The sequence below is a fragment of the Rubrimonas sp. genome (assembly GCF_036788415.1).
GTDB lineage: Bacteria > Pseudomonadota > Alphaproteobacteria > Rhodobacterales > Rhodobacteraceae > Rubrimonas.
In genome coordinates this window covers 1-12960 of the sequence record NZ_DAIQNN010000078.1, presented here as the reverse complement: position 1 = coordinate 12960, position 12960 = coordinate 1, and the positions used below count along the sequence as shown (strand labels likewise).

At 70.2% G+C, this 12960-nt stretch carries 11 protein-coding genes; 6 read left to right on the top strand and 5 right to left on the bottom strand.

Features of this window, described 5'->3' with window-relative positions; all coding sequences use genetic code 11:
* The 3 genes from recA to V7Q31_RS14435 all read right to left on the bottom strand — a co-directional run.
* Positions 1-646 (bottom strand): recombinase RecA (recA, locus tag V7Q31_RS14445; protein ID WP_333834564.1); only part of this gene is annotated, 646 nt, incomplete at its 3' end.
* Between the two features lie 155 nt (positions 647-801).
* A complete protein-coding gene (locus tag V7Q31_RS14440; RefSeq protein ID WP_333834563.1) occupies positions 802-2901 on the bottom strand; it encodes an ATP-binding protein in 2100 nt (699 codons plus the stop codon).
* Positions 2902-2977: 76 nt separating this feature from the next.
* Complete coding sequence (locus V7Q31_RS14435) at positions 2978-4183, bottom strand: RsmB/NOP family class I SAM-dependent RNA methyltransferase (RefSeq protein WP_333834562.1); 1206 nt, start codon at positions 4181-4183, stop codon at positions 2978-2980.
* Between the two features lie 174 nt (positions 4184-4357).
* Here V7Q31_RS14435 and V7Q31_RS14430 point away from each other — a divergent pair, with 174 nt between their 5' ends.
* From V7Q31_RS14430 to V7Q31_RS14405, 6 genes are all read left to right on the top strand, one after another.
* Positions 4358-5839: a CpaF family protein gene (locus V7Q31_RS14430; RefSeq protein WP_333834561.1), complete on the top strand. Its 1482-nt coding sequence runs from the start codon at positions 4358-4360 to the stop codon at positions 5837-5839.
* A complete protein-coding gene (locus V7Q31_RS14425; RefSeq protein WP_333834560.1) occupies positions 5839-6870 on the top strand; it encodes a type II secretion system F family protein in 1032 nt (343 codons plus the stop codon). The genes V7Q31_RS14430 and V7Q31_RS14425 overlap by 1 nt, the downstream gene beginning before the upstream one ends.
* An 8-nt stretch (positions 6871-6878) precedes the next feature.
* Positions 6879-7865: a type II secretion system F family protein gene (locus V7Q31_RS14420; protein WP_333834559.1), complete on the top strand. Its 987-nt coding sequence runs from the start codon at positions 6879-6881 to the stop codon at positions 7863-7865.
* A 96-nt stretch (positions 7866-7961) separates the two neighbouring features.
* The gene (locus V7Q31_RS14415) at positions 7962-9401 is read left to right on the top strand and encodes a TadE/TadG family type IV pilus assembly protein (protein ID WP_333834558.1); all 1440 of its coding nucleotides are present in this window, start codon (positions 7962-7964) and stop codon (positions 9399-9401) included.
* The gene (locus V7Q31_RS14410; protein WP_333834557.1) at positions 9398-9946 is read left to right on the top strand and encodes a TadE/TadG family type IV pilus assembly protein; all 549 of its coding nucleotides are present in this window, start codon (positions 9398-9400) and stop codon (positions 9944-9946) included. Before V7Q31_RS14415 ends, V7Q31_RS14410 begins: the two co-directional genes overlap by 4 nt.
* A 1-nt stretch (position 9947) precedes the next feature.
* Positions 9948-10535 (top strand): TadE/TadG family type IV pilus assembly protein, encoded by a 588-nt coding sequence (locus tag V7Q31_RS14405; protein WP_333834556.1) that lies wholly within the window; start codon positions 9948-9950, stop codon positions 10533-10535.
* 30 nt (positions 10536-10565) lie between these two features.
* Here V7Q31_RS14405 and V7Q31_RS14400 read toward each other — a convergent pair whose 3' ends face one another.
* Together V7Q31_RS14400 and cpaB are read right to left on the bottom strand one after the other, a co-directional pair.
* Positions 10566-12020: an AAA family ATPase gene (locus tag V7Q31_RS14400; RefSeq protein WP_333834555.1), complete on the bottom strand. Its 1455-nt coding sequence runs from the start codon at positions 12018-12020 to the stop codon at positions 10566-10568.
* Positions 12017-12859 (bottom strand): Flp pilus assembly protein CpaB, encoded by an 843-nt coding sequence (gene cpaB / locus V7Q31_RS14395; protein ID WP_333834554.1) that lies wholly within the window; start codon positions 12857-12859, stop codon positions 12017-12019. The genes V7Q31_RS14400 and cpaB overlap by 4 nt, the downstream gene beginning before the upstream one ends.
* Positions 12860-12960: the final 101 nt, after the last annotated feature.

The window sequence follows — 12960 nt, the reverse complement described above, 5'->3', positions numbered from 1 at the left end:
TGCCGAACATCACGCCGATCTTCATGCGGATCTGGTTGATGAAGATGACCATGCATCCGGTGCGCGAGATGCTCGCGGTCAGCTTGCGCATCGCCTGACTCATCAGCCGGGCCTGCGCGCCGACCTGCGCGTCGCCCATGTCGCCTTCGAGTTCGGCGCGCGGCGTCAGCGCGGCCACCGAATCGACCACCACCACCGACACCGCGCCCGAGCGCACCAGCGTGTCGGTGATCTCCAACGCCTGCTCGCCCGCATCGGGCTGCGAGATCAGCAATTCGTCGATGTCGACCCCGAGCTTGCGCGCATAGCCCGGGTCGAGCGCATGCTCGGCGTCGACGAAGGCGCAGACGCCGCCCTTCTTCTGCTCCTCGGCGATCACGTGCAGCGCCAGCGTGGTCTTACCGGAACTCTCGGGCCCATAGATCTCGATCACGCGGCCCTTGGGGAGCCCGCCGATGCCGAGCGCGACGTCGAGGCCGAGCGAGCCGGTCGAGATCGACTCGATCTCGAGCGCCGCGTCGCGCGCGCCGAGCCGCATGATCGAGCCCTTGCCGAATGCGCGCTCGATCTGCGCCAGCGCCGAGTCCAGCGCCTTCTGCTTGTCCATCTCGCGCCTTTCGACCAAACGGAGCACGTCCTGCGTCATCGCGGATTTCCCTCGCCAGATCAACGGGCGATCGCGCCCAGGATGGGGCCGCCGCGCACCGCCGGAATGTTCTTCGTATGTTTCTAGTCGATCCGGGACGGAAGGGGAACATCAAAAAGAGAACGAACCATGAAATTTTCGATGCTGCGGCGGCGTCAGTTCGAGGCGCATTCCTTGACCTTCGCCGTCAGCTCGTTGAGCGAGAACGGCTTGGGCAGAAACACGCATTTGTCGATCCCCTCCATCGACCGCTTGAGCGCGTCCTCGGCGTAGCCCGAGACGAACACCACCTTGACGTCAGGGCGCATCTTGCGCGCCTCGCGCACGCAGGTCGGGCCGTCCATGCCGGGCATCACCACGTCGGAAACCAGCACGTCGACCTGCAAGGTGGGGTCCTCCAGCAGGTCGAGGGCTTCCTCGGCGGAGGCCGCCTCCAGCACTTCATAGCCGCGGAGCTTGAGCGCGCGGGCGGCGAAGGCGCGCACCGGAGCCTCGTCCTCGATCAGGAGCACGACGCCGCGACCGGTGAGGTCCTGCTGCGCCGGCGGCGCGGGAGCGCGGACGGCTTCGGGCTCCGGCCCGAGATGACGCGGCAGGTAGATGGCGAAGGTCGTGCCCTCGCCGAGCCGGCTGTCGGCGAAGATGAAGCCGCCCGTCTGCTTGACGATGCCGTAGACGGTGGACAGCCCCAGCCCGGTGCCCTCGCCCGCGCGCTTCGTCGTGTAGAAGGGCTCGAAGATCTGGTCGAGCTTGTCCGGCGCGATGCCGCATCCGCGGTCGACGACCTCGATCAGCACATAGTCGCCGCGCGGCATGACAGCCCGCCCGATCCGCCGCTCGGCGGCGATGCGGGCGTTGGCGGTGCGGATGAGCACTTCCCCCCCCTCGCGCATCGCGTCGCGGGCGTTGACCACGAGGTTCATCACCACCTGCTCGAACTGGCGCTCGTCCACCTTTACGAGGTGGAGGTCCTCCGCGCTCTGGATGCGCAGGCTGACCTTCTCGCCGAGCAGCCGGTTGAGCAGATGGCTGAGTTCGGTGAGGCTGTCGGCGAGGTTGACGACGCGCGGCCGCAGGGTCTGCTTGCGGCTGAAGGCGAGCAGCTGGCGCACGAGGCCCGCGGCGCGGTTGGCGTTCTGGCGGATCTGGTTGAGGTCGGCGTAGTCGCTGTCGTCGAGGCCATGGCGCTGGATCAGCAGGTCGGTGTGCCCCGAGATCGCCGTGAGCAGGTTGTTGAAGTCGTGCGCGACGCCGCCGGCGAGCTGGCCGACCGCCTGCATCTTCTGGCTCTGGACGAATTGCGCCTCCAGCGTCTTGAGCTCGGTCGCGTCGGCGAAGACGGCGACGAGGCCGCGCGCGCCCTCCATCTCGACCAATGTCAGCGAGACCTGCAGGAACACTTCGCGCCCGTCGGGCTCGCTGCGCGCGATCTCCGGGCGGCCGCTGCTGTCGCCGCGCAGCGCCTCGGCGATGCGGGTGTCCATCGAGCGCCCGAGGCCCTCGATCAGCGCGCCGATCCGCGCGCCGGGGCGCGCCTCGGCGCCGAGCAGCGCGCGCGCGGCGGCGTTGGCGAAGAGGATTTCGCCGCGCTCGGAAAGCCGGGCCAACGCGATCGGCAGAGTTTCGATGAAGGCGTCGGAGGCCGAGGCGGCGGGCGCGGCGTCGGCGGGGGTCTCGACGGTCCAGACCACGGCGCCGGGGTCGGCGGCGCGGGCGCGCACGCTGCGCCGGGCGGGGTCGCCCGCGAGCGGCTCCTGCGCCTCGCCCCGCTCGGCGACGGCGCGCAGCAGACGGTAGACCGTCGGCTCCGGCGACGGCGTGAAGCGCGCGAGCAGATCGCTGATCGACGCAGACGGCGCGACGCCGCCCCTCTCGGCGGCGGAGGCCTCGGCGGCCATCGCGGGATTCACGGCGCGCACGAGGCCCTCTGCGTCCGACAGCGCCGCCGGCGCCTGGGCGCGCGCGAACAAGGCGGCGAAGGCCGCCGCGTTGCGATCGAGCGCTCCGGAGGCGCGCAGGCGGCGGATGAGAAGATACGCCGCCGTCCCGACGGCGAACGCGGCGACGGCCCGAACCACGACAGGCGAGGCCGCTGCGGAGGCCGCCCATGCGCCGAGCGCCGCTGCGACGGCGAGCGCGGCCTCTGCGGCGCGGTCGACCGGACGCGCGGCGCGGCCCTGTGCCGACGGAGCCGCGTTGCGGGTCTCCGGCGCTGGAGCCTCCGCGCGCGGCGAGGGCGTCGCAAGCCTGTCCATCCCCTCCACCGCCTCTCATCCGCGCGCCGCCAGCGCGCAGCGCAGCGCGCTTCGCTCCAGCTGTCGCGCATTCGTGTCAGCCTCGCGATGCGCGAGCGCAATTTTCGACAATCTCGCAGAAGAAACCATCCGCGTCATCGGCGGGTATCAACCTTAGCGTGCGCAAAATGCCGATATTCCCGTTTTGCGAGCAGACACAGGCGTCCACTGCGCATTCGTTTTCCGCGCGCAGCAAGGAACAGGTCGCGTAAGCGAGTCGTCCGCCGGGGCGCAGATGCCGCAGCGCGCCGACGAGGATGCGCCGCTGGGCGGCGACCAAAGCCGCCAGCCGGGCGGGGGTGAGCCGCCACTTGCCGCCGGGGTCGCGCCTCCAGCTTCCCGAGCCGGAACAGGGCGCGTCGACGAAGACGAGGTCGCAGCGCCCGGCGAGATCGTCGAGCGCGCCCGGCCCCCGCAACTCGACGCGCGCGCCGGCGCGCGCGGCGCGGGCGGGGAGGTCGTTCATGCGGGCGGGCTCGGCGTCATGCGCGATCAGGCGGCCGCGGCCCTGCATCGCCGCCGCCAGCGCCAGCGTCTTGCCGCCGCCGCCGGCGCACAGGTCGAGCACCGTCTCGCCCGGCTGCGCCGCCGCGAAGGCCGCCGCCGCCTGGCTCGCTGCGTCCTGCGGCTCGACGAGACCCTCGGCGTAGGCGCGGCTCGCGCGCAGTCTCGCGCCGGCGGCGGCGCGCAATCCGTGCGGCGCGTGCGGCGCCGCGACCGTTGCGATCCCGTCCTCGGCGAGCGCGGCGGCGGCCTGCTCGGGGGTCGCGCGCGAAAGGTTCACACGCAGATCGAGGGGCGCGCGGCGCTGCAGCGCCGTCATCGACGCCTCGAAGCGCGCGCCGAGACTGAGGCGCAGCGCGCCGTCCAGCCAGTCGGGATAGTCCAGCCGCACCGGATCGGGCGCGGGCGGCCTCGGCGCGGCGAGGGCGTTTCGTTCGGCCTGAGACAAGGCCGCCGGGCAATGGCCCGCGCCGTCGAAGAGCCGCGCCGGATCGTCGCCGCGCGCCGCCGCCAGCCCGATCAGCGCCGCGCGGGGCGCATCGTCGCCCAGCCGCCAGGCCAGCGAGCGCCGCCGGCGCAGCGCGTCGTGCACCAGATCGCCGATCGCGGCGCGGTCCCCGGAGCCCGCATAGCGGTTCGCGCGGCCCCAGGCGGCCAACAGCCGGTCCGGCGGCCCTTCGCCGCGCTCGAATTGCTCCAGAACGGCGATCGCCGCCGCCACGCGCGCGCCCTCGCGCATCTCCGCCCCCTTTCGCGCGTCTCGTCGCGCATGGCGCTTACGCGGTCGCGCGGCCTGTGGAAATGGGGCTTTTTCTTAACCGGCGGCGCCGATGCTCGCTCCGGGCGGCGATCCGCGCGCAAGCGGCGGCGGACCCCGAGACCGCGCAACCCTGCGGCGAGGACGGCGAGACAGATGTTCGGCAAACGCAGCGCAGCATCCCCGACCGAGACGGCGCCCCCCCCGGTTGCGGCGCAGCTTCGAACCTCCGCGCCGTCGCAGGCCCCAACCACGGCTCCCGCCAGATCCCCTGCGAACGCTCCGTCCCCCGCGCCGCGGCGGCCAGCCACCTCCGCGCAGCGCCCCGACGCCGAGGCCGCGGGCGAGGACGGCGACTCCGACGCGCATTTCAAGCTCAAGAAGGAGATTTTCACCGCGCTGATCGAGACGATCGACGTCGCGCGGCTGAAGGACATGGCCGCCGACCTCGCGCGGGAGGAGATCCGCGACCTCGCTTCCGGCATCATCTCCGCGAAGAAGGTCGCGCTCTCGACGACCGAGCAGAACGTCGTGATCGACGATCTGTGCAACGACATTCTCGGCTACGGCCCGCTTGAGCCGCTCCTTGCGCGCGACGACATCGCCGACATCATGGTCAACGGCACGAAGAACATCTTCATCGAGGTGAACGGCAAGGTCGAGAAGACCGCCCTGCGCTTCCGCGACAACCAGCAATTGCTCAATGTCTGCCAGCGGATCGTCAGCCAGGTCGGCCGCCGCGTCGACGAGTCGAGCCCGATCTGCGACGCCCGCCTGCTCGACGGCAGCCGCGTCAACGTGATCGCCCCGCCCCTGTCCATCGACGGCGCCGCGCTCACCATCCGTAAGTTCAAGAAGGACCGGCTGACGCTGGAGCAGCTGGTCCGCTTCGGCTCGATCACGCCCGAAGGCGCAGAGATATTGCGCATCATCGGCCGGGTGCGCTGCAACGTGATCGTCTCGGGCGGCACCGGATCGGGCAAGACGACGCTGCTCAACTGCATCTCCGCCCATTGCGACAACGACCAGCGCATCGTCACCTGCGAGGACAGCGCCGAGCTCCAGCTGCAGCAGCCCCATGTCGTGCGGCTCGAATCGCGCCCGCCCAATCTCGAGGGCGAGGGCGCGGTCACCATGCGCGACCTCGTGAAGAACTGCCTGCGCATGCGGCCCGACCGCATCATCGTCGGCGAGGTGCGCGGCCCCGAAGCCTTCGACCTGCTGCAGGCGATGAACACCGGCCATGACGGCTCGATGGGAACCCTGCACGCCAACAGCCCGCGCGAGGCGCTGGGGCGCATGGAAGCGATGATCACGATGGGCGGGCTCGGCCTGCCCGCCATCACCGTGCGCCAGATGATGGTCGGCTCCATCGACGTCATCGTGCAGGCCGCGCGCCTGCGCGACGGCTCGCGCCGGATCACCCATGTGACCGAAGTGGTCGGCCTCGAGGGCGACGTGCCGATAACGCAGGACATCTTCGTCTACGAGATCACCGGCGAGGACGCGGCGGGGCGGATCATCGGGCGGCATCGTTCGACCGGCATCGGGCGCCCGCGGTTCTGGGAGCGCGCCCGCTATTACGGCGAGGAGGCCAATCTCGCCGCCGCGCTCGACGCCTCCGAGGTCGAGATCTGATGCTCGGGGGAACCATCGACGTCGGCGGGGTCGAAGCGCCGCTCGCGCCGATTGCAGCGGCGGCCGCGATGCTGCTGCTGATGGCGATCGGAGCTGCGATCTATCTGGAAGTCAGCGCGCGGCAGGCGGCGCGCCGGCGCATCCAGCTCGCGCTTGGAGCTGCGCCGGGCGGCGGCGGCGAGCTTCGCCGCGGCGAGCGCGGCGACCGCAACCGACGCAAGCAGATCGAGACCACTCTGCGCGAGATGGCCGAGAAGCAGCGCGCCCGCTCGCAGAAGACCAGTCGCGTGAGCCTGGCGGTGCGGCTGCGCCAGTCGGGGCTCGGCTGGTCGAAACCGGTCTATGTCGTCGTCTGCGTCGCGACGGCGATCGCCGCCTTCGTCGGCGGCGTCGGGCTCGCCGGCCTCTCCCCCGCCCTCGCTCTCGCTTTCGCCTTCGCGGCGGGGCTGCTCGGTCCGCATCTGTTCGTCAACCAGCAGCGCTCCAAGCGGATGCGCGTCTTTCTCGCGGAACTGCCCGACGCGCTGGACGTCATCGTCCGCGGCGTGCGCTCGGGGTTGCCGCTGGGAGACTGCCTGCGGATCATCGCGACCGAAGGGCGCGAGCCGGTCCGCAGCGAGTTCCGTCAGCTGGTGGACGACATGGGCGTCGGGCTGACCATCAACGAGGCGGGCGAGCGGCTTTTCGACCGCGCCCCCCTGCTCGAAGTGCGCCTGCTGGGGATCATCCTCAACATCCAGAACCGCAGCGGCGGCAATCTGTCGGAAGCGATCGGCAATCTCTCCCGCGTGCTCCGCGACCGTAGAAAGATGAAGGCGAAGATCAAAGCGATCAGCACCGAAGCGACGGCTTCCGCCGCCATCATCGGCTCCCTGCCTGTCGTCGTTGCAGGTTTGCTTTATTTGACGACACCTGATTACGTGACGCTTCTGTTCACCACCCAGATCGGAAACATCGCGCTGGCCGCAGGTGGCGTCTGGATGTCGATCGGCGTCTTCGTGATGCGTGGCATGATCAACTTCGAGGTCTGAGCGGCGCCATGCAGAATTTCATCTTCCTCACCGCCGACGACCGCGCCGCCCTCCTGTCGCTGCTCGCGGCCGTCGCGGTGGTCCTCGCGCTGGCTGTCGTGCTCTGGCCCTATCTCGGACGCGACAGCAAGGCCGAGCGGCTGAAGCTGATCCGGGCCGAGCGCGAGCGCATCCGCTCGCGCGAACGCGCCCGGCTGATCGAGGAGACGGCGGCGACTCTGCGGCAGGCGCCGCAGAAGATGCTGCTCGGCATCGTGAGCCGCATGCGGGGCCGGCCCGACGGCGACGACCGCGCGCAATTCGCCGAGACCGCGCGCATGCTGCGGCGGGCGGGCTTCCAGAAACCCGGCGCCGTCGCCATCTACGTCTCGATGCAGGTCGTCCTGCCGCTGCTGGCGCTGGCGGGCTCGGCGGCGTATCTATATGTCCTCATCCCCGAACCCCCGCCCGCGATCACGCAGGTCGCCGTGCTCGTGGGGGGAGCCGCCTCCGCGCATTTCCTTCCCCGCATCTACGTCCACAACCAGTTGAACAAGCGGCGCGTCGAGATCCTGAAATCCTGGCCCGACGCGCTCGACCTGATGCTGATTTGCGTCGAGTCCGGCATGACCATCGAGACGGCCCTCGCACGCGTGTCCGACGAGATGGCCGGACAATGCGCCGACCTGTCCGAGGAGCTCAACCTCACCGTCGCCGAACTCTCCTATCTGCAGGATCGCGGGCAGGCGTTTCGCAACCTCGGCGACCGAACGGCGCTGCACAGCGTGCGCTCGGTCGTCTCGAGCCTGATGCAGAGCGAGAAATACGGCACCAGCCTCTCAGCCTCGCTGCGCGTGATCTCGGCGGAGCAGCGGGAGGCGCGGCTGACCGAGGCGGAGAAAAAGGCCGCCGCATTGCCGCCAAAGCTGACTGTGCCGATGATCTTCTTCTTCCTCCCCGTGCTGTTCGTCGTGATCCTGATGCCGGCGGCGATCAAGCTGATGGGAATGCAATGAGCCGCGCGGCGCGCAGGCGCGTCCCTGCTTGTTAAGTGTTCTGAAGCGTCTGCTGCGCAGACTGTCGCATGCCGACCCTGAGAGGTGGCTTTCGACATGAAACTCTTCGGCCCCAACTCCACGACCTGCGCAGCCCGCAAGGCGGGCGCGAGATTTCTGTCGCATCGGCGCGGCAACGTCGCGCTGCTCTTCGGCCTCGCCGCGCTGCCGTTGATGGCCTCGATCGGTCTCGCGGTGGATGCTGGGCGGGCCTATCTCGTGCAGAACCGGATGGCCAAGGCGCTGGACGCGGCGGGTCTCGCCGCCGCGCGCGTGGTGCTCGAGGAGCGCGCGGCGGCGGACGCGCGCCGGTTCTTCGACGCCAACTTCCCGCCCGGCTATCTCGGAGCGAAAGTCACCGATTTTCGCTACGGGGTGGACGACTCGAACGACTTCATCACGGTCGAGGCGGATGTGAGCGTTCCGACCGTCATCATGCAGCTTTTCGGTCGCGACACCGTTCAGGTCGCCGATTCCGCCATGGTCGAGCGGATGAACCGGGGCCTCGAACTGGCGCTGGTTATGGACAACACCGGATCCATGCGGTCGAGCGGCAAGATCGGCGCCATGCGCACGGCGGCCACCGACCTCGTCAACATCCTGTTCGGCGATGCGGACGAGTTGCCGCTGCTATGGATCAGCGTCGTGCCCTACACCGCGACGGTCAACATCGGCGGCGGACGCACGGGATGGCTCGCCCTCGGCGACCGGGCGCGCACAACGCCGTCGGGCTTCGAGCCGACGAGTTGGAAAGGCTGCGTGGAGGCGCGCTCGATGGGTGGCGACGAACGCGACGACCCGCCCGCCGACGATCCGTTCGACAGCTTCTTCTACGCGCCCGACACCGACAACATCTGGGACCCCGCCGACCCCGACAGCATCGACGACAGCAATGGCGCCCAGAACAACGGGACAGGTCCCAATCTCGGCTGCGGGCCGGCGATCACCTCTCTGACCAACCAGAAGGCGACCGTCACCGCCGCGATCGCGGAGATGCTGCCCTGGCACCGCGGCGGCACGACCAGCAATCTCGGCATGGTCTGGGGCTGGCGGACGATCTCGCCGCGCTGGCGAGACCTGTGGGGCGGACCGACCCCCGCCGAAATGCCCTTCGACTATTTCACGCCGCTGATGGACAAGGCCGTCGTGCTGCTGACCGACGGCGACAACGTCTTCTACGACCACCCCCCCACCGGCCCCGACGGATCAGACTACACCGCCTATGGGCGTCTGAACGACCTCGGCTACACGTCGATAGCCGCCGGCAACACCGAACTCGACAGCCGGCTCGCGCGTATGTGCGAAGCCATGAAGGATGAAGGCGTCCTGATCTACACGATCACCTTCGGCGGATCGCCCAACGCCGCCACGCAGACGCTCTATCGCGACTGCGCCACCGAACCCTCCGGCTATTTTCACGCCCCTGACGCCGCCAACCTGAGCACGGCGTTCCGCAGCATCGGCCAGCGCCTGAGCAATCTCAGGATCGTGCAATGACGGCCAGGCGCTATCTGCGCGACGGTCGGGCGACGTCCGCGATCGAATTCGCGCTGGTCGGACCCGCCTTCTTCATTCTTCTGATCGGCGTGTTCGATTTCGGGATGCTCCTGTTCCTGACACTCTCTCTCGAGAGCGCCACTCTGAACGCGGCGCGCTTCGGCGCCACCGGCGCCGTTCCGCTCGACGCAACGCGCGACGAGCGGATCCGGCAGATCGTGCACGACCAGACGCTCGGGCTGCTGAACGACCGCAGTCTGAACATCCAGACGATGGTCTATGACAACTTCGACGCAGCGGCGACGGCGGAATGGCTGTTCGATCTGGACGGCGACGGCGAACTCGGCTCGGGCGAAACCTTCGACGACGTCAACGGAAACGGCGTCTGGGACGGCGACCCGGGCATCCCCGGCGCCGGGGGCGCCGACGCCATCGTCGTCTATCGCGTCTCGGCAGAGTATCGCTCCATCACGCCGTTTCTCAACGAAGCGTTAGGGCCCTTCGTGATCCGGTCCGCCGCGCCGGTGCGCAACGAGCCCTGGTGACATGACCCGCAACCGCACATCCGCGCGGCGGGCGACGCCATGTCGGGGGGGCGCGCTGCGCTTCCTGCGCCGGCGCGACGGCGTGTCGGCCGTCGAATTCGCGCTGCTCGCCCCGGTGCTGATCACGATGCTTCTCGGGCTGACCGAGGTCGGGCGCTACATCTATCTGCGGCTGAAGATCGTCAACATCGCGAGCAACGTGTCCGAAGTCATCGCGCGGGCCGAAGTGGTGCGGGCGACGGAGCTCGACAGCCTGTTCTCGGCGATGCCGGTGATGCTTCGGCCCTTCGAGGCGGGCGGGCGCTTCGCCGTGGTCGTGACCGGCGTGGTCATTCCCGCTGCGGGCGATCCTGCGACTGTCGCATGGCAGCGGACCGGCGGCGGGCTCACCGTCGCCAGCGCCGTCGGCGCGCCCGGAGGCGAGGCCGACGTGCCCGCCGATCTGGCCATACCGGGTGGAGAGGCGGTCGTAGTGGCCGAGGTCTTCTACGATTACGAGGCGTGGCTGCTCGGCTTCGCCGCATCGCAACAGGTGCGCGAGACCGCCTTCGCGCGTCCGCGCCGCAGCGCCCTCGGCGCGATGGAGTGACGCGTCGCCGAGCGATGTCGGCGCCGCCCCTCAGCCTTTCCGAGAGAACAGTGATTGCAGGCTCCAGCCGGACTTGGTCGGGGCCTTGGTCCGCCCGGTCAGATCGGCCGCCAGCGCGTCGAAGGTCGGGCCGAGCTTCCGCCCGCCGGGCGTCTCGACGATCATCGCGCCCTTCGCGTCGGCGGCGCCGAACAGCTTGGGATCGAAGTCGAAACTGAAGCCCGGCGTCAGGTTGAGCGTCGCCTTCACGTCCTTGAGGTCAAGTTCGTTGCGCCTCTGGGCGCCGAACTGGTTGAGCACGACGCGCGGTTCCGCGTCGTTCGGGCGCAGCGTGCGCAGCTGTTCGACCAGCAGCGAGGCGTTGCGCATCGCGGCGAGCCCGGCCGACGTCACCACCGCCACGGCATCCGCCTGGAGAAGCGCCGCGCGCACCCAGTGGTTCCAGTGATGCGGAAGGTCGAGCACCACGATCGGCATCGCGCGGCGGGCGACCTCGATCAGCCTTTCGATGTCGGCGGGGTGCGGCTCCTGATCGTAGTCGAGCGAGGCGGGGGCGGCGAGCAGGCACAGATGCTTGCCGCGCCGCGTCAACAGGCGCTCCAGCAATGCGCCGTCGAGGCGCTCGACTTCGCGCATCGCGTCGCCCATGCCGCGCTGCGCGTCGACATTGCAGCTGATCGCGGAGGCCCCGAAGGCGAAATCCATGTCGAGCAGCAGCACGTCGGCGCCGGAGGTCTCCGACAGGCGCCAGGCGACGTTCTGGGCGATCACCGACGAGCCGACGCCGCCCTTGGCGCCGATGAAGGCGATCACGCGCCCGATCCGCGCCGGAGCGTCGTCGGGATTGAAGAGACGCGAGGCGACGTCGACCAGCGCGAGCGGGCGCGCCGGCGCCAGCATGTAGTCGGCCACGCCGCGCCCCTTGAGCGCGCGATAAAGCGCGATGTCGTTGATCGCGCCGACCACCACGACCTGCGCGCCCTCGTCGCAGACTTCCGCGAAGCGGTCGAGTTCGAACAGCAGCGCCTCGGCCGTGTCAGGGGACTCCACGATCACGAGATTCGCGGTGGGCTCCTGGGCATAGCGGCGCGCCGCCGCCGACAGCCCGCCAGGGACGATCTCGACGGTCGCGCGGGCGAGCCTGCGATCCGCTGCGAAAGCGTCGAACGGGGTCCGGCTGGCCTCGCTCGCGGGGAAACAATGGATCGAGATGTGCGGCAGCATCGCCGTGGGGCGCGCCGCGATCGTCGCATCCATCGCGCGCAGCGAGGCGTCGGTCCCCGGATCGACCGGCGCGGCGGCGGCGCGGGGTGCCGGCGTCCGCGAGGGCGGGACCGGGGGGGCGGGCGGAGGCGCGACAGTCGGCGACGGGGCGGTTTCCGCCGCTGCGACCGCCGCTTTCGGCCCCGGTGAGATGGCGGCTTCGACCGAAGTCGGGACGTCGGCTTCCGGGTCGTGCGTCGGCTGCGGGATCGCTGCGGTCATGGCATGCTCACGGTTTCGGCGACGCCGGCGCGGCGCACCACGATGGCCGGCGCCTCTTCAGGCGGCGGGGGCGCGGGCGGCGCCTCGGCGACAGGGTCGGACTCGACCGGCGCGGCCGGAGCCGGCTCCGCCTCCAGCTCCACGAGGCCGTGATCGGCGGCGGCGCGCAGCGCGAGCGACAGTTTTCCGCTCGACTCCGCAGCGGCGAGCTGCTCGGCCTGCGTCGCGCTCAGCCGCAGCGTCGCGGTCTTGCCGAGAACGGCGTCGGTCTCGGTCTCGAAGGCGCGCTGGTCGATGGCGAGCACTTCGACATTGCGCAGGATCGCCGTGCTGGAGGTGACGTCGCGCCCGTCCGCCGTCTGGATCAGGCGCGTGAGCAGCACGTCCACGCGGTCGCCGGGCAGGACGAAACCGCCTGCGGTGTTCTCGGCGGAGATGCGCACGGCGAGGGCGCGCTCTCCGGGGCGGAGCACCGCGGCGAGCAGACCCGACGAGCCGTCCGCGAGTTTCGCCGGCAACACAGGCTCGCCCGCGACGAATCGCGCGCGCGCCACGGCGCCCGTCAGTTCGGCGATAGCGTCCGGGCGGACGGCCCGTTGAATGAATTCCGGGGCGATCTGCGCTTGCGGCCACTCGCGCCAGACCAGCTGCTCCTCTTTGAGGGTCTGGCCCATGTTCACTTCCTCGGCCACGACGAGCACCTGCGGCGGCGGGGGCGGAGGCGGCGGCGCCTCGACGATCACGATCGTCTCGGGCTTCTCTACGAAAAGCCCCGCGGCGAACCAAGCGGCGCCGCCGGCGCCGACCAGTGCGACGACGAGGAACAGGATGCGCAGCATGGCTCAGCTCTCCGGTGACGCGGAGCGGCTCATCCGCCGCTCAGCAGGGGCGACTGCGGCAGGGTCGCCACCCCGGCCGCGGCGATGGCGACGCCGTAGGG

Excerpts from the sequence above, each read along its gene's own strand:
- V7Q31_RS14410 (WP_333834557.1), top strand. The coding sequence starts at position 9,398 with ATGACGGCCAGGCGCTATCTGCGCGACGGTCGGGCGACGTCCGCGATC.
- V7Q31_RS14400 (WP_333834555.1), bottom strand. The coding sequence starts at position 12,020 with ATGACCGCAGCGATCCCGCAGCCGACGCACGACCCGGAAGCCGACGTC.
- V7Q31_RS14425 (WP_333834560.1), top strand. The coding sequence starts at position 5,839 with ATGCTCGGGGGAACCATCGACGTCGGCGGGGTCGAAGCGCCGCTCGCG.
- V7Q31_RS14435 (WP_333834562.1), bottom strand. The coding sequence starts at position 4,183 with ATGCGCGAGGGCGCGCGCGTGGCGGCGGCGATCGCCGTTCTGGAGCAA.
- V7Q31_RS14420 (WP_333834559.1), top strand. The coding sequence starts at position 6,879 with ATGCAGAATTTCATCTTCCTCACCGCCGACGACCGCGCCGCCCTCCTG.
- cpaB (WP_333834554.1), bottom strand. The coding sequence starts at position 12,859 with ATGCTGCGCATCCTGTTCCTCGTCGTCGCACTGGTCGGCGCCGGCGGC.
- V7Q31_RS14405 (WP_333834556.1), top strand. The coding sequence starts at position 9,948 with ATGACCCGCAACCGCACATCCGCGCGGCGGGCGACGCCATGTCGGGGG.
- V7Q31_RS14440 (WP_333834563.1), bottom strand. The coding sequence starts at position 2,901 with ATGGACAGGCTTGCGACGCCCTCGCCGCGCGCGGAGGCTCCAGCGCCG.
- V7Q31_RS14415 (WP_333834558.1), top strand. The coding sequence starts at position 7,962 with ATGAAACTCTTCGGCCCCAACTCCACGACCTGCGCAGCCCGCAAGGCG.
- V7Q31_RS14430 (WP_333834561.1), top strand. The coding sequence starts at position 4,358 with ATGTTCGGCAAACGCAGCGCAGCATCCCCGACCGAGACGGCGCCCCCC.